Origin of the sequence: Agrobacterium sp. CNPSo 3708 (assembly GCF_028674915.1) — a bacterium.
Classification (GTDB): Bacteria; Pseudomonadota; Alphaproteobacteria; order Rhizobiales; family Rhizobiaceae; genus Agrobacterium; species Agrobacterium cavarae.
In genome coordinates, this window is the sequence record NZ_JAQZSF010000009.1 from 22218 (window position 1) to 41503 (window position 19286).

17 protein-coding genes are annotated in these 19286 nt (G+C 59.0%); 5 read left to right on the top strand and 12 right to left on the bottom strand.

Annotation, left to right across the window (positions count from 1 at the left end; all coding sequences use genetic code 11):
- Positions 1-11 precede the first annotated feature (11 nt).
- Positions 12-923, bottom strand: coding sequence for a diacylglycerol/lipid kinase family protein (locus PVA19_RS18730; protein WP_111847756.1), 912 nt, complete (start codon positions 921-923; stop codon positions 12-14).
- A gap of 254 nt (positions 924-1177) precedes the next feature.
- Between PVA19_RS18730 and PVA19_RS18735 the strand changes: the two genes are divergently transcribed.
- On the top strand, positions 1178-2425 hold the full coding sequence (locus PVA19_RS18735) for an MFS transporter (RefSeq protein WP_274103818.1): 1248 nt from the start codon (positions 1178-1180) through the stop codon (positions 2423-2425).
- Between the two features lie 116 nt (positions 2426-2541).
- Here PVA19_RS18735 and PVA19_RS18740 read toward each other — a convergent pair whose 3' ends face one another.
- Positions 2542-5484 (bottom strand): autotransporter outer membrane beta-barrel domain-containing protein, encoded by a 2943-nt coding sequence (locus tag PVA19_RS18740; protein WP_274103819.1) that lies wholly within the window; start codon positions 5482-5484, stop codon positions 2542-2544.
- Between the two features lie 566 nt (positions 5485-6050).
- Between PVA19_RS18740 and mgtE the strand changes: the two genes are divergently transcribed.
- Together mgtE and PVA19_RS18750 are read left to right on the top strand one after the other, a co-directional pair.
- The gene (gene mgtE / locus PVA19_RS18745) at positions 6051-7424 is read left to right on the top strand and encodes a magnesium transporter (protein WP_062425706.1); all 1374 of its coding nucleotides are present in this window, start codon (positions 6051-6053) and stop codon (positions 7422-7424) included.
- 122 nt (positions 7425-7546) lie between these two features.
- On the top strand, positions 7547-7999 hold the full coding sequence (locus PVA19_RS18750; protein ID WP_274103820.1) for a GNAT family N-acetyltransferase: 453 nt from the start codon (positions 7547-7549) through the stop codon (positions 7997-7999).
- A 170-nt stretch (positions 8000-8169) separates the two neighbouring features.
- On the opposite strand, the gene PVA19_RS18755 is transcribed toward PVA19_RS18750, so the two are convergent.
- The 6 genes from PVA19_RS18755 to PVA19_RS18780 form a co-directional block, all read right to left on the bottom strand.
- Positions 8170-9078, bottom strand: a complete 909-nt coding sequence (locus tag PVA19_RS18755; protein ID WP_274103821.1) for a homocysteine S-methyltransferase family protein — start codon at positions 9076-9078, stop codon at positions 8170-8172.
- A gap of 44 nt (positions 9079-9122) precedes the next feature.
- Entirely contained in the window at positions 9123-9812 is a 690-nt protein-coding gene (locus PVA19_RS18760; RefSeq protein WP_274103822.1) for an ABC transporter permease, read from the bottom strand.
- 9 nt (positions 9813-9821) lie between these two features.
- Positions 9822-10544 carry an ABC transporter permease gene (locus PVA19_RS18765; RefSeq protein WP_274103823.1) on the bottom strand — a complete coding sequence of 241 codons (723 nt, stop codon included), beginning with the start codon at positions 10542-10544 and terminating at the stop codon, positions 9822-9824.
- A gap of 18 nt (positions 10545-10562) precedes the next feature.
- Positions 10563-11336, bottom strand: a complete 774-nt coding sequence (locus PVA19_RS18770) for a transporter substrate-binding domain-containing protein (RefSeq protein ID WP_062425711.1) — start codon at positions 11334-11336, stop codon at positions 10563-10565.
- A 20-nt stretch (positions 11337-11356) separates the two neighbouring features.
- On the bottom strand, positions 11357-12136 hold the full coding sequence (locus PVA19_RS18775; protein ID WP_274103824.1) for an ABC transporter ATP-binding protein: 780 nt from the start codon (positions 12134-12136) through the stop codon (positions 11357-11359).
- A gap of 184 nt (positions 12137-12320) precedes the next feature.
- The gene (locus PVA19_RS18780; protein WP_111847747.1) at positions 12321-13157 is read right to left on the bottom strand and encodes an undecaprenyl-diphosphate phosphatase; all 837 of its coding nucleotides are present in this window, start codon (positions 13155-13157) and stop codon (positions 12321-12323) included.
- A gap of 388 nt (positions 13158-13545) precedes the next feature.
- Between PVA19_RS18780 and PVA19_RS18785 the strand changes: the two genes are divergently transcribed.
- Positions 13546-14727, top strand: a complete 1182-nt coding sequence (locus PVA19_RS18785) for a sensor histidine kinase (protein ID WP_111847745.1) — start codon at positions 13546-13548, stop codon at positions 14725-14727.
- Here the strand turns inward: PVA19_RS18785 and PVA19_RS18790 are convergent.
- Positions 14719-16119 carry a coniferyl aldehyde dehydrogenase gene (locus tag PVA19_RS18790; protein ID WP_274103825.1) on the bottom strand — a complete coding sequence of 467 codons (1401 nt, stop codon included), beginning with the start codon at positions 16117-16119 and terminating at the stop codon, positions 14719-14721. The genes PVA19_RS18785 and PVA19_RS18790 overlap by 9 nt on opposite strands.
- Positions 16116-16517, bottom strand: a complete 402-nt coding sequence (locus PVA19_RS18795) for a winged helix-turn-helix transcriptional regulator (protein ID WP_274103826.1) — start codon at positions 16515-16517, stop codon at positions 16116-16118. The genes PVA19_RS18790 and PVA19_RS18795 overlap by 4 nt, the downstream gene beginning before the upstream one ends.
- Before the next feature lie 136 nt (positions 16518-16653).
- Between PVA19_RS18795 and PVA19_RS18800 the strand changes: the two genes are divergently transcribed.
- Positions 16654-17670, top strand: a complete 1017-nt coding sequence (locus tag PVA19_RS18800; protein ID WP_274103827.1) for a zinc-binding alcohol dehydrogenase family protein — start codon at positions 16654-16656, stop codon at positions 17668-17670.
- 62 nt (positions 17671-17732) lie between these two features.
- On the opposite strand, the gene PVA19_RS18805 is transcribed toward PVA19_RS18800, so the two are convergent.
- Both PVA19_RS18805 and PVA19_RS18810 read right to left on the bottom strand, forming a co-directional pair.
- Complete coding sequence (locus PVA19_RS18805) at positions 17733-18473, bottom strand: pentapeptide repeat-containing protein (protein ID WP_062598299.1); 741 nt, start codon at positions 18471-18473, stop codon at positions 17733-17735.
- 198 nt (positions 18474-18671) lie between these two features.
- Positions 18672-19175, bottom strand: a complete 504-nt coding sequence (locus PVA19_RS18810; RefSeq protein ID WP_194286702.1) for a GNAT family N-acetyltransferase — start codon at positions 19173-19175, stop codon at positions 18672-18674.
- Positions 19176-19286: the final 111 nt, after the last annotated feature.

The following is a 19286-nucleotide window of genomic DNA, read 5'->3' on the forward strand; positions in this document are numbered from 1 at the left end:
TAAAGCCCGGATCAGACGTTGGCAAAGTCCTTGGCGACGATGACCTTCAGTTCACCGGCGTGAATTTTGAGCTCGACATCGCGCTTCATCGGCAAGAGTTCGCCGTCGATGACGCAGCGCACGTCATGCCGCCTCTTTGGAAAATGCAGCTCGGCACGTTCGACCGCCATCGCCGTAACCGCCGCGTTTTCCTTCAGCCTGCCGCGCATAATATCGATCGCAAGACGCGCGACGCCAGAGGGGCTCAAGGCGTCAGCCACGTAAAACCCCAACCGGCCGCGAGTGATATCATCTGCCACCAATAGAGGATTGGGACCGAATTCATTGTTGGAGGCCGAGATGGCGCAAACCTTCCGGTGCTGGGTTTCACCGGCAACAGTGAATTCCACGTCGAAGGCCGGCGGATTTAATACGACGCTCACGGCAGCGCGGATGTTGGCCCGGATTTTCCCAAGCCTTGAGGCATATTGCATGCGGTCGCGGTAGCGCACCATGCGCGCGTGCAGTCCTGCGGAGAACTGATGCACGAAGGGATGGCCATTGGCACTGGCGATATCGACGTTCTGCACATGGCCTTGGGCCAGCGTGTCCACCGCTTGCCAGATATCGAGCGGTAGTTTCAGGGATCGCGCAAAAAGGTTCATGGTCCCCGCCGGCACCACACCGAGGGCAATGCCGTGTTTCCAGGCAATGCCTGCCGCAGCAGATATGGTGCCATCGCCGCCACCGGCAATCAGGCCGTCGAGCCCTGCATCATCGGCAGTCCGCTCCATCTCCTGAACGATATCCTTGCCGGAAACCAGACGGCATTCGATCTGGTGACCCGCCTCTGAAAACACCTTCCGCGCATGGTCGCAATAAGCGTCCAGATCGGTGGTCTTGAACGTTCCGCCATCGCGGTTGAAGATCGCAACCAGCCTCATCTATCCATCCAGTTATTGTGCACGAAGCGCGACCTAAATCGCCGAGCGTCAAAAGGGTTCCATCGGCAGTCGGTCAATCCGGAATTCGTAGAATCAAACACTACCGCGACGCACAAAAACATGATAGAAGCAACATAAGGTCATTTTGGTGGCCAGCATCTCCAGTCAGGGCAGATCGGCAATGTCGATCTTGCCCTTTTTTCTTCGTGAACGTCTCTTTGTATGGGCAGCGTTCCGTCGCAGCCAGGAAACCCATGAGCCAAAGCAGTCCACGCGAAAACCGTTCCGAAGCGGCAGACGATGCTGTTGCGCCGTCGGCGCAGACCAGTCTATCACCCCTTTCCATCGCGCTCATCGAACTGGCACTTGCCGCCGGAGGCTTCGGCATCGGTACGGGTGAATTTGCGATCATGGGTCTCTTGCCGGAGGTGGCAACGACCTACGGGGTCAGCGTCCCCGTCGCCGGCCACGTCATTACGGCCTATGCGCTCGGCGTCGTCATCGGCGCGCCGATCATCGCGGTTCTTGCTGCGCGCCTGACACGCCGTGTGCTTCTGCTTTCGCTGATGGGCCTGTTTGCTGCCGGCAATATCCTAAGCGCACTTGCGCCGGACTTCTGGACATTCACTGCTCTGCGCTTCATTTCCGGATTGCCGCACGGCGCCTATTTTGGCGTTGCTGCCCTTGTGGCCGCATCGATGGCGCCGATTCACAAGCGTGCTCGTGCCGTCGGTCGGGTCATGCTGGGCCTCACCATCGCCACGCTTCTCGGCACGCCTCTTGCCACCTTTTTCGGTCAGCTGTTTTCCTGGCGGGCAGCCTTCTTGATTGTGGGCGGCATTGCGCTGTTGACGGTAGCGCTTCTCTTCCTGTTCCAGCCCCGCGATAAGGTGCAGGACGGTGCCAGTGTCTGGCGAGAACTCGGTGCCTTCCGCCGTGTGCAGGTGTGGTTGTCGCTTGCCATCGCCGCCGTCGGCTTCGGCGGCATGTTTGCCGTGTTCAGCTACATTGCCAAGACCACCACGGATGTCGCCATGATGCCGGTGTCCGCTGTGCCCATCGTGCTGGCACTCTTCGGCATCGGCATGAACGTCGGCAATGTCGTCGGCTCGCGTCTGGCAGACCTCTCCTTGAACGGCACGATCGGCGGCATGCTGGCCTTCAACGTCGTCCTGATGACGATCTTCGGGCTGACGGCGCACAATCCCTATATGCTGTGCCTCTGTGTCTTCCTGATCGGCTGCGGTTTTGCCGCCTGCCCCGCCGTCCAGACCCGATTGATGGATGTGGCAGCCGATGCGCAGACGCTTGCCGCCGCCTCCAACCATTCAGCTTTCAACATCGCCAACGCCCTTGGTGCCTGGCTCGGCGGCTTGGTCATCGCGCTCGGATATGGCTACGCCTCCACCGGCTATGTCGGCGCCATTCTGTCCTTTGCCGGTCTGCTGGTTTTCATCGTTGCCGTTTTTCTGGAGCGGCAGGAAAAAGTCCGCAGCGTCTGAAGCGTGTCGCAATTCTTCAGATTCGCTCCTTACGCTTTCGCTCTGTGTTTTGTCGCATGTCGCCATCGCAAAACCGGTGACCACTTTTGCGCGATATGCTGTGGGAATCGAATTTGCTAGAAATTGACCGTGAGGTTGGCAAGGGCAGCGTTCGAGCTGTATCCTTTGGCAAAGTCGCCGCTGTAGCTCAGCATCAAACGCGCCGATTTTGACAGATGGACGGTAACACCGGCCTTTACCACCATCGTATCCTCCGGCACACCGATCCCTTCCAGCATGAAGGGACTGCCACCATCGAAGCTCGCCACCGCGAAGGATGCCGTCTGGCCGAAATTGTGGCGCCAACCGACCATGCCTGACAGGAGAACCGGGACCTCGCCCATATCCAGATCGGTCGAGAAGCGCAGACCCAAAGTGGAGGTGGTCGTATCGAATGACCTGTCCTCGATGGCGAGTGCTGCCGCTCCTCCGTCCTCGCGGATCGCGCCTCCGTCGATTGTCGTGTAGGCAAGACCCGCGAAGGGCTGCAAAAGAAGTTTATCTGCCTCGAAGGTCCAGCCCACGTCCGCGAATAGCTGCGACGTAGAGCGGGAGTATTCGGCCTTCAGCACATCGGAAAACGTGCCGAATGCGACGCTCCTGCGTGTCGCGATCTCGTTTCGCGTATAGATGGCGCCGCCGGTAAAACTGAACGGCTCCATCTCGGCATGGGTGTAGAGTCCAATGTGGTAGGACTGGGCCTCTGCTCCGGCGGCGGCGTCAAGCGTGCTGTAGCCCAGTACACCGCCGAGGCGCCAATCGTCTGAGACCGGAACGTCGCCGCCGATCACCATTCCGGCTCTGTTGATATCGAGAGCGCCCGCTGTGTCATTGCCCGCGAAAGCCTCTCTTGAGGCAAGGCCTGTCGCCCATATGCTGGCGTCCGCAACGTCGCCTTCGCTCGTAAGGCGGTTGGTCTTGTCAAGGATCGCTTCGCGCAGCAACAGATTGTCCGAGATGAGAGCGGATTTGAGCGACGCGTGGATCTCGCCGTTGAGCTGGGCAAAGGCACTCTCTGCCGTCTGGATATCCAGGGGCAGGATCGTCTGAAACAGTGTGTTCGATGATCCCGCCGCTTCAATGGCGCCCGCTGCCGCGCGGTCGTTGAAGGTGCGCGCAACATCCGCAAAGCGAACCGCGTTGCGGTCAAGGTGGAGATCAACAGATGTTAACCCGTAGGTGAGCGTCGGCGACAGAAAGGCAAAGTCGCTGGTCACTTGATCGAAAGCGCCGTCGACCAGGCCAGCCGTTAGGATCTGATAGTTTGTCGAAAGGCCATAAGTGCCGCTTGCTGCACGCAATTCGACCACACCGCCCTGCAGACGCGCCGTGCCGGAGACATTGAGACGATCGGAGCGACCGGTGGAATCGATATCGACATCATAGATGGCCCCCGCCCGAAAGGTTGCATCGCCGCTGACAGTCATCGTCGCGATGCCGGGTCCCGGCGCGAGCACCCCGCCAGCGCGAACCAGCAGACCGCCCGACACACCGGTACCGCTCAACAGACCGCCATTGAAGATGTCCACGGTGCCGGAAATCGTGCCGTCGTTTGTGAGTTCGCCTCCTGTGATGGCGGCCTGACCGGCGATGGTCCCTGTGTTGGTGAAGCGCCCGGCGGCGTTGGTGAGAGATGCGACCGTGCCGTCATTCGTCGCCGCTCCTTCATTCGCGACAGCATCCACTGTCGCACCGAGGTTGTTGATGAAGCGGCCACCTGCTCGATTCTGAACATTGCCGAGCCTGTCGTTATTGACCACGGTACCGCCACTGATCGTCGTCGCCCCAGTCACCGTTCCGCCCGTGTTGTTGGTGAAGAGCCCGGCCTGATTGTCGAGCGAGGCGACCGTCCCGGCGTTGGTAGTCGCGCCCCGGTTGGTAATAGCTCCAGCGGAGGCTCCGGTATTGTTGACGAAGGCGGCGGCGGCCGCAACATCGACATCCGTGACCACGAAATTGTTGGTAACCGTGCCTCCCGCAACCGTGGTCGTACCGGTGATCCTGCCGCCGGTATTGTTGGTGGTCGTTCCGGCGTCGTTTCGGAGTGAGGAGATCGTCGCGGCATTGGTGACGGAGCCGGAATTGCGAACGTTACCAGCGGTCGCGCCGGCATTGTTGGCAAAGGCCGCCGCCGCTGCAACATCGACATCCGTCACCACGAAGTTGTTGGTGACCGTCCCGCCAGCGATCGTCGTCTGGCCGTTAATCCTGCCGTCGACATTGTTGGTAAAGCTGCCGCCATCATTTTGAAGCGAGGCCACAGTGCCGGCGTTGGCGACAGTGCCTGAGTTGCGGACATTGCCAGCCGTTGCGCCAACATTGTTGGTGAAGGCCGCGGCGGCTGCGACATCCACATCCGTCACCACGAAATTGTTGGTAACGCTGCCGCCCGATACCGTCGTCTTGCCAAGAACCTCGCCGCCGGCATTGTTGGTGAAATTGCCGCCGATGTTTTGCAGCGTTCCGACACGACCCGCATTCGATGCCGTACCGGCGTTGTTCAGGGTAGAGAGTGTCGCGCCGCCATTGTTGGTGAAGTTGCCGCCGGTGGCGACCGAAGCGCCTGTCATCGTGCCGTTGTTGGAGAGCGAGGTTCCGTTTCCGACGACGGCATCCCGGAGCGTACCATTCACGGTCACGCTGCCATTTTGTAGCGACAGCTTGCCGTCCAAAGTACCATCGACAGCAAGGCTGCCGCCGACGAGATCGACATCCGATGTCAAAAGCCCACCAGAGTTAATGGTGACGCTGCCCGACGTCATCGTGGTGCCGCTGGTAACGGACAATGCGCCAGTATTGGTGACGGTGACGTTGCCACCGCCAACGTTCAGCCGATCGATTGTCTCCCCTGTCGATACTTGCGGCGAGCCGGTGTTGACCGTGGCGCTATCGCTTGCGGCGGGGGCGCCTGGCGTCCAGTTCGCGTCATTGTCGAAGGCATTATCCGCCGTGCCAGTCCATACCGATTGTGCAGCCGCATAGGTCGCCATAAGGGCGACGGGCGCAGTTGCGGCAAGCAAGGCTAAAAATCTGGGTGCTACGAAGAGCTGGTGGCGGACCATAAGCATACCGACAGTCGTCACGCCGCATCATGCCGACGTTGCCGCCCACCCTATGGAGGTTATGGTTAATCAACGATTAAACCCGATCGGAGAGAGGCACGTATCCCCTATCAAAACCATGTATATTAGCCGCTTGTCAGGGTGATGCAGGCGGGGCGAAACAGGAAAAGCTTTCGATCGCCAAGCGGATTCTACTTTGGGGAAAGGCGTGGCCGGACGTCGTCCGGTCGCAACGCAGGCTCATGATTTCAGAGGGAAATCCGCTCTGCTTGCCGAAGAGATCAACCTTGCCAAAATTTCATCTTTGGACCGCTTGACTATGACGCGGTTCAGGCGCACCACACAGATCACGTGCAGGGGTTCGACAGCCTTCTAGCACGGATATCCACGGAGCATCGTTTGATGTCTAGCGACAGTAGTAGTCGATTGCCTTTGCCGAGACCGGCGAGACGTGCTCTGATCTGACTTCTGTCGGCTCACCACGGCCCGCCGAGATCGGCGGATCGACTCGAAGGTGAGCAATCATGAACTTTCACACCCTCTCCCAGAGAGCCAGCAAGGCCGCACGTCTTTTTCGCAGCGGTGATGCAGGTCTTTCCACCATTGCAGAACGTGTCGAGCAACTGAACGCACTCGACGTCAACGACGCCGTCGACGCCCTGCTGAAAATGCCGCAGCCCAAAGCCGTTGCCATTCTGGACCGTCCGGAACTGCACCACGCTGCCGATATCATTGCCGCCATTCCGCTGGAACAGGCCACCCGCTTCGTCAACCTCATGTCGGACGACCGCGTGGCGGACGTCATGGCCGAGATGGATGAGGCGCACCGCACCAAGCTCTTCTCGCGTCTGGACCGGGCAACGGCTGCTGCCATTCAGCATCTGATGACCTATCCGCCGCGCACGGCCGGCTCCATCATGACGACGGAGTTCGTCAGCGTACCGGACAGCTGGACGGTGGAACAGACCCTTTCGCACATTCGCGTCGTCGAGCGTTCGCGTGAAACGGTCTATGCCATCTATGTGCTGGCCGAAGACGGCACCTTGAGCAAAGTGGTGACGCTGCGCCGCCTCGTGACCGCCGATCCCCAGGCATCGATCCTGTCCGCCGCATCACGCGAAAGCGTCGTCTATGCCGATCCTCAGATGTCGCAAGAGGATGTCGCCCGCCTCATCCGCAAGCACGATCTTCTTGCCATCCCAGTGGTGGATGAGCATGCCCGCATTCTCGGCATCGTCACCGTCGATGACGTGATCGATACGATGATTGCCGACACGACGGAAGATGCCCACAAGTTCGGCGGTATGGAAGCGCTCGGCAAGCCTTACATGGCCATGGGCTTCATGGACATGATCCGCAAACGCGCCGGCTGGCTATCTGCCCTCTTCCTGGGTGAAATGCTGACGGCAAGCGCCATGCAGCATTTCGAAGGGGAACTGGAAAAGGCCGTTGTGCTGACGCTCTTCATTCCGCTGATCATGTCGTCTGGCGGTAACTCGGGCTCTCAGGCTACGTCGCTCATCATTCGTGCTCTGGCGCTCGGCGAGCTGAAGCTTTCCGACTGGTGGCGCGTGCTCCTGCGCGAGCTCCCAAGCGGTCTCGCCCTCGGTGCAATCCTCGGCGCCATCGGCTTCCTGCGGCTCACCATCTGGCAGCAGGCAGGGTTTTATGACTACGGCGAACACTGGCTGCTGGTTGGCTTCACTGTCTTTGCAGCGCTGATCGGCATCGTCACCTTCGGCTCGGTCTGTGGCTCGATGCTGCCCTTCATCCTCCAGCGCCTGCGTCTGGACCCGGCAAGCGCATCGGCCCCGTTCGTCGCGACGCTGGTGGATGTCAGTGGTCTCGTCATCTACTTCTCGGTAGCGCTGGTCATCCTCAGCGGCACGTTGCTCTAAACCTGCCATCAGCCCGGCCGCCTCCGGCGGCTGGGCTCCACATCGCGCGTCATCATTGCGCAGGCTTTTCAATTGCTTGTAGACTTTCCCTCGTTTTCTGATTCAGGATGATGAGGCTTCACATGCAGATATCGAACCTTCGCCACCAGCCATCCTTCGCCGATACGATCGCCCATCGCGGCTGGAATGCCTGGTGGACGGAAAGCGGCGTACCGCTTGAAGATTATCGAGCCCATCTCGATCCGATGCTGGGAACAGATGCCATCCCATTCGCGCTCGTAGCGCATGACGGCGACACCTATATCGGCTCCGTACTCGTCATCGACAACGATCTCGACGTGCGACCAGACTATGCGCCCTGGATTGCCGCGCTCTGGGTCGATCCCGATTATCGAAAGCGCGGTGTTGCCGCTGCTTTGATGACACAGGCCCGCCAGCATATTGCGAGGCTCGGCCATGGCACATGCTATCTCTGTGCCACCGCCGAAAAGCGACCCTACTATCTGAAGCAGGGTTTCAGCCTGCTGGAAGAGAACGTGACCGGTCTCGATGTATTTTCAATCGAGACGCGATAGGTGTCACGACGCGTAGATCAAAGAAGATAGAGCGTCCTTTGTGCGTCCGATAGGACGCGTGGCGGTCTAAAGCGTGTCGCGATCTTCCAGATTCGCTCCATACGCTTTAAGTCCTTGTTTTGTCGCATGTCGTTATCGCAAAACCGGTGACCACTTTTGCGCGACATGCTTTAAAGAGCGCGTAATGCTCCGGCGACCTTGTGGATGTGGGCAGCACCGATGCCGCAGCATCCGCCAATCATCGTCGCACCGGCGTCAGCCCATGTGCAGGCAAAGCGGGAATAGATATCGTCGGTCAGATCGGCGCGGGTACTGTGGAGCCCCTCGTTGGCGGCTGTCTCCCCCTGCTCTCCTTCAAAGGCATTAGCATAGACGCCGATCTCGAGCGAGACGTCCTTTTCCTTGAAGGTGGTAGCGGCGGTCTCGACGGCAGCTTTCATCACCTCCGGCTTGCTGCAGTTAAACAGCAGAGCGGCAGCACCCGAGCCGGCAGCCCATTCGGCAGCAGCACGCACGGTCTCACCGGAGCGCAGCTTCGGCTCGGCGCCGTTTACCTGCGCGGTGTCGTCATCCAAGGTGAAGGAAATCCAGAACGGCTTGCCGGTCTTTGCCACCGCCTGGCGCACTGCTTCGCCTTCGGCGATCAGGCTCAGCGTTTCACCAAGCCAGACGTCGACGAAGGGATCGAGATTTTCGACGAGAATGCCGAGATAATTCTGAACACGGGACGCATCGAAATTCTGCGGCTCGTAGGAGCCGAATATCGGCGGCAGCGATCCGGCCACCGTGACTTTGCGGCCGGACGCATCTGCTGCTTCACGCGCCAGGCGGCCTGAGAGTGCGATCAGCGACGCGCCTTCCTTGCGAAACCGCTCTTCGCCGATGTGGAAGGGCACCAGCGCGTAAGAGTTGGTGGTGACGACATCGGCACCGGCCTCGATGAATTCGGCGTGAACCTGACGGACAATGTCCGGCGCGTTGATCAGCGCAAGTGCGGACCATTCGGGCTGCTTCAGTTCCGCGCCCAACCGCTGCAATTCGCGGCTCATGCCGCCGTCGAGAATGCGAATATCGCCCATGAAGAAACTCCTTGAATTGGCGAAGCTGAACGAGCGTCGCCCGTTTAGCGTCGTACTGGCACCTGCGCTTCGATGATACCGAAGCAGCGGGCAATGATGGCTGTGAGAATGAGATAGAAGACGGTGACGACCAGAAGCGGCTCGTAGACCAGAAGCGTGTCCTGACGGACCTTGTAAGCTACGGCATAGAGATCCATGACCGTGACGGTGAAGGCCAGCGGCGTGGCTTTCAACTGCATGATCACCTCACCTGCGATGGTGGGAAGCGCATTGCGAATGGCGCGCGGCAACCAGATGCGGCGGGCAAGCTTGAACGGGCTCATGCCGAAGGCTCGCGCGGCCTCCAACTCACCCTTCGGGACGCCGAGCAGCGCACCGCGCAGCACTTCCGCCTCATAGGCCGCGTAGTTCAACGTGAAGCTGACCGCGGCGAAGAAGAAGCCTTCCCTGAGGATTGGCCAGAGAAAGCTCTGCCGCAGACCGGGGATCATCGGCAGGAACGAACCGACGCCGTAATAGAGAAGCCAAAGCTGGATCAGCAGCGGCGTACCTCGAAAGAAGGTGCAATAGCCCCGCGCCAAAAGCCGCGTCACTCTGCCACCACTGACCTGAGCAAAAGCAAGGCCGATCGCCAGAATGAAGCCGAGACTGACGGAGATGACGAGCAAGGCAACGGTCTGCCATGCTCCAGTGAGGAGAAGCGGCCAGTATTTTTCAATCCAGGAAAACGTCATAGCCCCTCCTCACGCAAGTGCCGGCTGGCCACGGCGCACGCGCCGTTCGAGCAACCGGAAGAGAAAGTTGGAGACAAGGGTGATCGCCAGATAGATCAGCGCTGCGGCCATGAAGAACAGGAAATAGTGTTTGGTGCTGGCGCCCGCGAGACGCGTGGCAAGCGCCAGTTCCTGATAGCCAACGACCGCCACCAGGGCGCTATCCTTGGTGACGGACAGCCAGAGATTCGAGAGCCCCGGCAGCGCATTCGGCAGGAGAGCGGGAAGGACGACGCGGCGAAAGCGCAAGAATGGCGACATGCCGAAGGCCTTGGCGGCCTCGATCTGGCCATTTGGGATCGCAAGGATCGCGCCGCGCAGCACTTCCGTCATATAGGCGCCCTGCACGAAACCGAGCACGGCGACTGCGGCGACGAAGCCATTGACTTCGAGCGGCGGTAGGCCCGCCATCTGTAACAGACGGTTGAGGCCGTCCGTTCCGGCATAATAGAGGCCAACGATCAAAATGAGTTCCGGCACCGAGCGGATCAGCGTCGTGTAAAGATTGAGGACGACGCCGAGGGCCCGGTTGTCGGAGAGCTTGCCCAGCGCACCGGCCATGCCAATGACGATACCAATCAGGTAGGCACCGGCAGAAATGGCAAGCGTTGAGGCGGCACCGGACAGCAGCGTGCCGCCCCATCCCGGAGGATAGGGAGACAAAAGCTCCAGGATGCTGTCAGGCGTTGCCATCTGCGATAAGAGCCCGGCTTACTTTGCGCCGTAGATATCGAAGCTGAAGTATTTCTTGGTGATCTCGTCATACTTGCCGTTGGCGCGAACGGCAGCGATCGCAGCATTTAACTTCTGCTTCAGTTCCTGATCGTCCTTGCGCACGCCACCGGAAACACCAAGGCCCATGATCTCAGGGTCGTTGGCAACATTGCCGGCATCGGCGCAGCAATCTTTGCCGGTGTCGGTCTTCAGGAAATCGTCGAGTACCAGCGAGTCGCCGAAGACATAATCGATGCGGCCGGCGGCCAGATCCTGGAAGGCTTCGTCAAGCGTCTGGTAGGTCTTCTCGTCGGCCACATCCTTGAAGTACTTGGCGTAGTAATTGGACTGGATGGTAGCGACCTGGATACCGATCGTCTTGCCCTTCACGTCTTCCGCTGTCGCACCCGGCTTACCGTCTTTCGCACCGATCAGCTTGCTTGGCGTGTTGTAATATTTGTTGGTGAAGTCGATGACCTTCTGGCGTTCTGCCGTATTGGACATGGACGACCAGATCACGTCGAATTTCTTGCTTTCGAGTGCCGGAATCAGGCCGTCCCAGGAGAGTGCGACGATGGAGCATTTTTCCTTCATTTCCGCGCAAACGGCATCCATGAGATCGATTTCCCAGCCATGCCATTTGCCGCTGGCATCCTGTGCAAAAAAGGGCGGGTAGCTTTCATTCATCACACCGAAACGAACTTCGGCGCTGGCGGTGAAGGCCGACAATGCGAAAGCCGTACCGGCGAGCAGAGATGCAACAAATTTCATATCAAACTCCTGTGAGATTATCAGTTGGCGAGCGCGCCGGTAAATTCTCGGGTCCGCGCGCTTACGGGATTGTTGAAGACCTGCTGTGGAGACCCCTCCTCCTCCACCCGGCCCTGATGTAGAAACATGACGTGGCTCGACACGTCACGGGCAAAGCGCATTTCGTGGGTGACGAGGAGCATGGTGCGGCCCTCTTCGGCCAGATCGCGGATCACCTTCAGCACCTCGCCGACCAGTTCCGGGTCGAGCGCCGATGTCGGCTCGTCGAACAACATCACGGCAGGCTCAACGCAAAGCGCGCGGGCAATGGCGGCACGCTGCTGCTGTCCGCCCGACAGGAACGCCGGATAGGCATCCTTCTTCTCATAGAGGCCGACTTTGTGCAGCAGTGCCTCTGCCTTTTCGACCGCTTCCGCGCGCTTGACGCCCATGACATGCACGGGGGCTTCGATAACATTTTCCAGGACCGTGAGGTGAGCCCAGAGATTGAAACTCTGAAAGACCATGCCGAGGCCGGTGCGCAGGCGTTCCACCTGACGCCAGCTTTGCGGGACGGACCTGCCATCGCGCTTCCGTGTCACCGCCACCTCTTCGCCATTGACAGTGACGCGGCCGCTGTCTGGCGTTTCCAGGAAGTTGATGCATCTCAGAAAGGTGCTCTTTCCTGAACCGGAAGAACCGATGATGGAGATGACGTCGCCTTTCTTTGCCGTCAGCGAAATGCCCTTCAGAACCTCGTGATTGCCGAAGCTCTTGTGGATGTCCTCCACAGCAAGGGCGCAAGGAACGTCGGCGGTCATTCATTCTTCCTGACAGGATCGAGGGGTCACAACAGCCTAAGCGGAGGTGATGTTGCAGCGGAAATAACCGCTCTGTCACATTATCGAAAGGAAAATCATTCTACGCGGCACGAAAGACATAAAAATAATCCGGCACGGAGGACCGTGCCGGATAAAACCGCTCGCCGATCTCACGCTAGACGCGTCAGATCGGATTGATGACACCGGTAAATAGCAGGCCCAGCAACGCGACGCCAATGACGATTCGATACCAGACGAACGGCATGTAGCTCTTCGTCGAAACCAGCTTGAGGAAGACGACGATGACAGCATATCCGACGACAAAGGATATCAGCGTCGCCAATGCCGTTTGGCCCCAACCGACCGGGTTTTGCTGCCCGATGCTCTTGAAGAGCTGGTAGAAGCCCGAGCCGAAAACGGCTGGAACCGCCAGGAGGAAGGAGTAACGGGCAGCGGCTTCGCGCGTGTAGCCGAGCAGCAAGCCTGCGGTGATCGTTCCGCCGGATCGCGACACGCCGGGGATCAGCGCCATCGCCTGGGCGAAACCGAAGATGATGGCATCACGCCAGATCAGCTTCTTGATCGGATACTTCTTTTTGCCGATGCGATCCGCAAAACCCAGAATGATACCGAAGACGATGAGCATGACGGCGGTGATGTAGAGATTGCGCAGCGAATGCTCGATGGCGTCCTTGAAAAGGAGCCCGAGCAGCACGATCGGTACCGAACCGACGATGATCATCCAGCCGAGGCGGACGTCCGCTGGATCATATTGTCCGCCGAGCCGCAAATGATGGCGAAGCCAGGCAAGGGCGATCCGCATGATGTCGGACCAGAAATAGACCAGGACGGCCAATTCCGTGCCGATCTGAATAATTGCAGTGAAGGCGGCGCCAGGATCTTCCCCTGTCCCTAGAAACTCGCCCGCGATTCTCAAATGCGCGCTGGAGGAAATTGGCAAAAATTCCGTAAGCCCTTGAATAAAGCCGAGGATCGCGGCTTCTATCCAACCAATACCCATGCTGGTCCGTCCCTGAACTGACAATCACTGCGCGCGAAATTATGAACCAATCCGGGCAGTTCGATGTTGCGGTGCAAAAAAATGTGAATGATGAAGAGCCGGCGAATGCCGCGGCAAAATCCTTCCTCCTAAATTGTGCGGAAATCAAGGGTGCATCCGCAAATGGAACGGGCATAAGATTAAGCAGAAAATTCAGCTTAGCGGTTAATCTGTAATTCCTAAAGTAAGACCTTAATAATATTGATGTCTTCGTCATAAGCATCTTCAAAGTAGTGCGGTTTAATCAAGCATTTTATCCATTAGACATTTAAAGGTAGGATGCCTATATCTTCCAGATATTGCCGTTGTCGCAGACACATGGCCTTCTTTTTCGGGATGGACTGGGCCGTTGATAAACACGCTGTCGGTAACGTCGGATCTTCTCACGGCAGAGCGGGATATTCTGTCACGCGTCGCACTTGGCGGCCCGCTGAAAGATGTGTTGCGTGATATCGTGCTTCTCGTGGAAAAGCCTGCGGGCGGCGAGTTGCTGGCGTCCGTCCTGCTCACGACGGAGGATGGCAAGCATCTGACCCAGGGGGCGGCACCGAGCCTGCCCTGCGATTACAACGACGCGATCGAGGGCATCGCCGTCGGTCTCGGTATCGGATCCTGCGGCACCTCGGCCCATACGGGCAGCCCCGTCATCGTCAGCGATATTGCAACGGATCCACTCTGGGCAGATTTTCGCAAACTCGCCCTCTCCCACAATCTCCATTCTTGCTGGTCGATGCCGATCCGGGCGGCTGATGGGCGTGTTCTTGGGACCTTCGCCAATTATTACCGGGAGCCGCGCAAGCCCTCCGAACGCGATCTCGAGGTCATCGGCATGGTCTCACGGACAGCGGCCATCGCGATCGAGCGTTCGCAGAACGAGAAGGCGCGCGATCGGGCCGAAGAGCAGCGTATGCTTCTTTTGCGAGAATTAAACCACCGGGTGAAAAACGTCTTCGCACTGGCCGATTCGATGCTGGCCATGACCGCGCGAACCGCAACGAGCGCAGAGCAGCTTTCCTCCACCGTCCGAGGCCGTCTGCGCGCCCTGGGGCGTGCGCATGATCTCGTTCAGCCGACGTTTTCGGCCGAACATGTGGCCTATGCGCCTGACGTTCCCTTGCGCCAGATCATCGGCGACATTCTGGCACCCTATACGGATGCGGCGACCGACCGGGTCGCCTTCGTCGGCACTGATGACGTGCGCATCCGGGCCGATCACATTACCAGCGTCGCCCTCGTCTTACATGAGCTTGCCACCAACGCAGCCAAGTACGGATCGCTCAGCAGCGAAGAAGGCCGGCTCGTGGTCGCCTGCACGACGGGTGAAACGATGCAGATCATGTGGAGCGAGCGCGGCGGACCCGTTGTCCGCGCTCCGACCAGCAAAGGCTTCGGCTCGACCCTTATCCAGCGCACGATCACCGGCATGCGCGGAGAGATTTGCTATACTTGGTCGCCGGATGGACTGGACATCACCATCTGCCTGCCCATCAACACGATCTCCGCCTCGCCTGATCGCACCTCCTTATCGTAGCAGGTGATCAAGCCCGGCTTTGACCATCCGCCCGAAGGGCGGGCGTAGAAGGCTTGGCACGCTGAAACGTCCTCGCGAAAACACGCCCTTGGCATGGCTCATGCGGCGAAAGCCTTCTATGCCGTGATAGGCACCCATCCCGCTTGGCCCCACTCCGCCGAAAGGCAGGTCATCCTGCGCGACGTGCAACACCGTGTTGTTGATGCCGACATTGCCCGACGTCGTGCGGGACAGGATCACCTTGCAGTCGTCGCCATCCGCCTCTCCGAAAACATAGAGCGCCAGTGGCCTTGGCCTCTCGTTGATATAGCCAATGACCTGCGAAACATCGCGGTAGCTCAGCACCGGCAGGATCGGCCCAAAAATCTCCTCCTGCATCACGGCCATGTCGTCGGTTGGGTTGATGACGAGCGTCGGCGGAAAAACGCGGGTTCTCGTTGCCGCGTCCGTCTCTATTCCCACCCGCCGCAACGTCGCGCCTTTGCTGACCGCATCGTCAAGAAGCCCATTGAGGCGAGAGAAATGCCTGTCGCTGATGATCGAAGCATAATCGCGGCTCGCCAGCCCATCTGGGTAGGATTGCGCCACCGCCTTGTGGAACGCATCGATAAAGGCATCGACCTCCGTTTCGTGGACAAAGACGTAGTCCGGGGCAACGCAGGTTTGGCCGGCATTGGCGAGCTTGCCGAAGACGATGGAGGTCACCTTCCTGGCAATGACGTGACCCGGCAAGATAATCGTCGGGCTCTTGCCGCCAAGCTCCAACGTGACAGGAACGAGGTTTTCACTCGCAGCCCTCATGACCTGACGCCCGACGTCAGTGCTGCCGGTGAAAAACAGATGGTCGAAGGGTGAGCCGCTGAACTCAGCGCCAATGCCCGCATCGCCGAGAACCACCGCAACCTTTTCCTCCGGGAAGGCCTGGGCCAGCATCGTCTTCATCAAGACGCTGGTTTCCGGGGTGAGTTCGGAGGGCTTCACCATCGCCCGGTTGCCAGCTGCGAGTGCTGTGGCGAGTGGCACCATGGTCAGCAGAAACGGATAGTTCCACGGCGACAGAATACCAATGACGCCGAGCGGTTGATATTCTACCCAGGCGCGACCGTGCTGGAACAGCGCACCCACGTGTCGCCGTTGCGGCTTCATGAAGCGTTTCAGATTCCGGTCGAGGTAGTCGATCGCCTTAACAACGCCGACCGTCTCGAGAAGAGCGGTCTCATTCGGCGAACGTCCACCGAAATCCGTATCGACCGCCTGTTCGATCCTGCTTCGATGAGAAATGACCACCCTGCGCAACGCTTTGAGATCGGCTCTTCGCTCGTCCAGCGACGGCGGTCCATCCTGGAGAAAAGCATGACGCTGTCCTCCCAAAAGATCAGCGATGGTGCTCATTCGGCGGCGGCGAGCGTTGTGACGCGATCCGCAGGTACAGCGAGCGTCTTCACCCCGTCCTTGCAAACCACATGGGCTTCGCCCCAGGATTTGAGCGCCGATATGACCGGCGCCATGCTCTGGCCAAGCGTTGTCAGGCTGTAATCGACCCTTGGTGGCACGACGGGAAAGACGGTGCGGGAAATCAGGCCGGCATCTTCCAACTCGCGAAGCTGCTTTGTCAGCATGCGCTGCGTGACACTTGGAATGTGGCGACGCAGTGCGTTGAACCGCAGCGTTCCCTCGTTGAGCAGATGATAGAGGATCACGCCCTTCCACTTGCCATCGAGATAACAGAGTGTCGATTCCACCGGGCAGCCGGGAAAATTATCCTTCAGTTTGGCGCGAGGGCGGGACATGAAAAGCTCCGTTTTTCAGGATCTGCAGGCGGCCACAGTATCCTTTTTGTCAGTATAGACACAAAATGTGCATTCTTGCAGCCTTAGCTCATAGCTATCAAATAGACGCCGAAGCAACAAGCGAAGGAGAATGAACATGCGCGCTATCGGTTACAAGAGCTGCAAGCCCGTGACGGAAGCAGACGCTTTGGTGGATTTTGAACTGCCCGCGCCAGAGGCAAAAGGCCTCGATCTTCTGGTGGACGTGAAGGCGGTCTCGGTCAATCCGGTCGATACCAAGGTCCGTCGCAATCAGGCACCTGAGGCAGGTCAAACTCGGGTTCTCGGCTTTGACGCCGCGGGTATCGTCAAGGCGGTGGGTGAGAAGGTCAGCCTGTTCAAGCCCGGCGATGAAGTCTTCTACGCCGGCGCCATCAACCGCCCCGGCACCAATAGCGAGTTTCATCTCGTGGATGAGCGCATCGTTGGAAGGAAGCCGAAAAGCTTGAGCTTCGAGGAAGCTGCCGCCCTGCCATTAACCGCCATTACTGCCTATGAAGCGCTGTTCGATCGCCTCAAGGTAAAGGACCCGGTTGCGGGCGGCGCCAATGCCGTCGTCATCATCGGTGGGGCTGGCGGCGTCGGTTCGATCGCGATCCAACTTGCGCGGCACCTGACGGATCTTACCGTCATCGCCACAGCATCGCGGCCGGAAACAAAGGAATGGGTCGAGCAGTTCGGTGCGCATCACGTCCTCGACCACAGCAAGCCGCTTGCGCCGCAGGTGGAAGCGCTCGGTCTTGGTGCGCCAAGCTTCGTCTTTTCCACCACCCATAGCGATCTCCACCGCGCCGACAGCATAGAGCTGATTGCGCCGCAGGGGCGCTACTGCCTGATCGACGATCCAGAGGGTGGTTTCGATATTCTGCCTTTCAAGCGCAAGGCCATTTCCGTTCACTGGGAGATGATGTTTGCCCGTCCGGTCTTCGAGACCGCCGATATTCTGGAACAGCACAAGCTGCTGAACCATGTGTCGGAACTGATTGACCAGGGCAAAATCAGAACGACGCTGACGGAGACGTTCGGCACGATCAATGCCGCAAACCTTATCAAGGCGCACGCGCTGATAGAAAGCGGCAAGGCCAAGGGCAAGATCGTGTTGTCAGGCTTCTAAGCCAAGAGCTTATCCGGCCATGTGACAGACCAGTCGGACCATTGTCCGGCTGGTCTTCTTGGTCAATCATCTTCCGGATCGGCGGGACAAGGCCAGGTGGCCGGCTTGGTCAAGCCTTGTGGCAGCTTTGTCTTGTCGTCGCCGCAGGCAATGTCGATCTGTTTTTGATCGAGCCCGGTGGCGGCGGATAGGTCCAGCCCCTCGATGCGGGCAAGCAGGAGGAACGAGTCGGAGAAATCAATCGGCCCGGTGAACTTGGCGCCGGTGAAGCTGGCGCGAGAGAGGTTGGCCTTGGTGAATTTGGTGCCCGTCAACACCGCGCCATTGAAATCCGCCCGCCCGAGTTCCGCCTTGGAGAAATCGGCATTGACGAGCTTGGCGTTCTCAAAGTTGGCGCGCTGCATTTCAGCGCTGTTGAACTTGGCGTTTTCGGCATTGGCATCGCTGAAATCGCTGCGATAGGCCTCGATCTTGATCAGATTGGCACCCTCAAGCTGGGAGGATGCAAGCGAAGTGCGGATCAGCTTGGCTTTCTCCAAATTGGCCTTATTGAAGGAGGAGCCGCGCAGATCGGTGTAGGTGAAGTCCGTCCCGTGCAGATCAGCACCATCCAAGACGCTGCCGCCCAGCATCAGGAGACGCTTGTTGCATTCGCTCCAGTCGATGCCAGCCGATGCATCGGCGCGGCAGCTTGCCGCCATCGCGGGTTGGCCGCTCGTCGATATCGTGCCGATCACTGCTGCAACCGCGGCCAGCAGATGATGGCTGCGCAAAGCCGAGACCATTCCGGCAAGTTTCCTCATTGGCTCACTCCCAACCCCTTCAGGGGTACATTGATCCTCTTGATCTAAGAGGGACCCTCTTAACATATAGGGGCTCCGTTACTTTTAAATGATCCAGCCTGCGACTGTAAACGCCTCCCTGATGACCATCATTGGCAGCCTAACCCCACAGGTTGCAGGTTGTTCACTCGCAATATCTCCCTGGACAGTCAGATGACCTCATATGATCTTCAACATCGCCACGCGACGCTCTGGATCAAGACCGGAATCGATCTGAGCCTTCAGCCTTCTGCGGAGAAAGGCCGGGGTCTCCGCAGCCTCCAGGATGCGAAAGCCGAGCCGTGTGTAAAAGGGTGCGTTGAAAGGCACGTATCGATCCGTGGTGAGAGCGACCTTAGCAAAGCCTCTTTCACGTCCGCGATCCAGCATAGCCAAGATCAGCGAAGTGCCGACGCCCCTACCCTGTGCCGCACGCTCCACATCGACCTCGACAATATAGAGGGTATCTCCCTCACTCAGCCCAAGCGTAAAGCCGACGACACGTCCCACTTCCTCAGCCACCAGAAGCAGCTCCTCGTGGAGGCTCTGTTCAAGGAGGAATACCGGCGCGGAGACAGGCTCCTGCGTCACCCCGCAGGCTTCTGCCCAGACAACAAACGCATCCAGCTCGATTTCCGCAAGACGCGGAAAGTCTTCCCTCTGTCCCGCGCGGATCGTGACCAAGTGGGCATTCCCTCTGTCTGCTTTGCCGTCCCATTCCCCATGAGACAGCGGGCCTCGCCAATATTACATATTGGCGTAAACCGGCCCCTCGCCGAACATCCTTGCTGACGG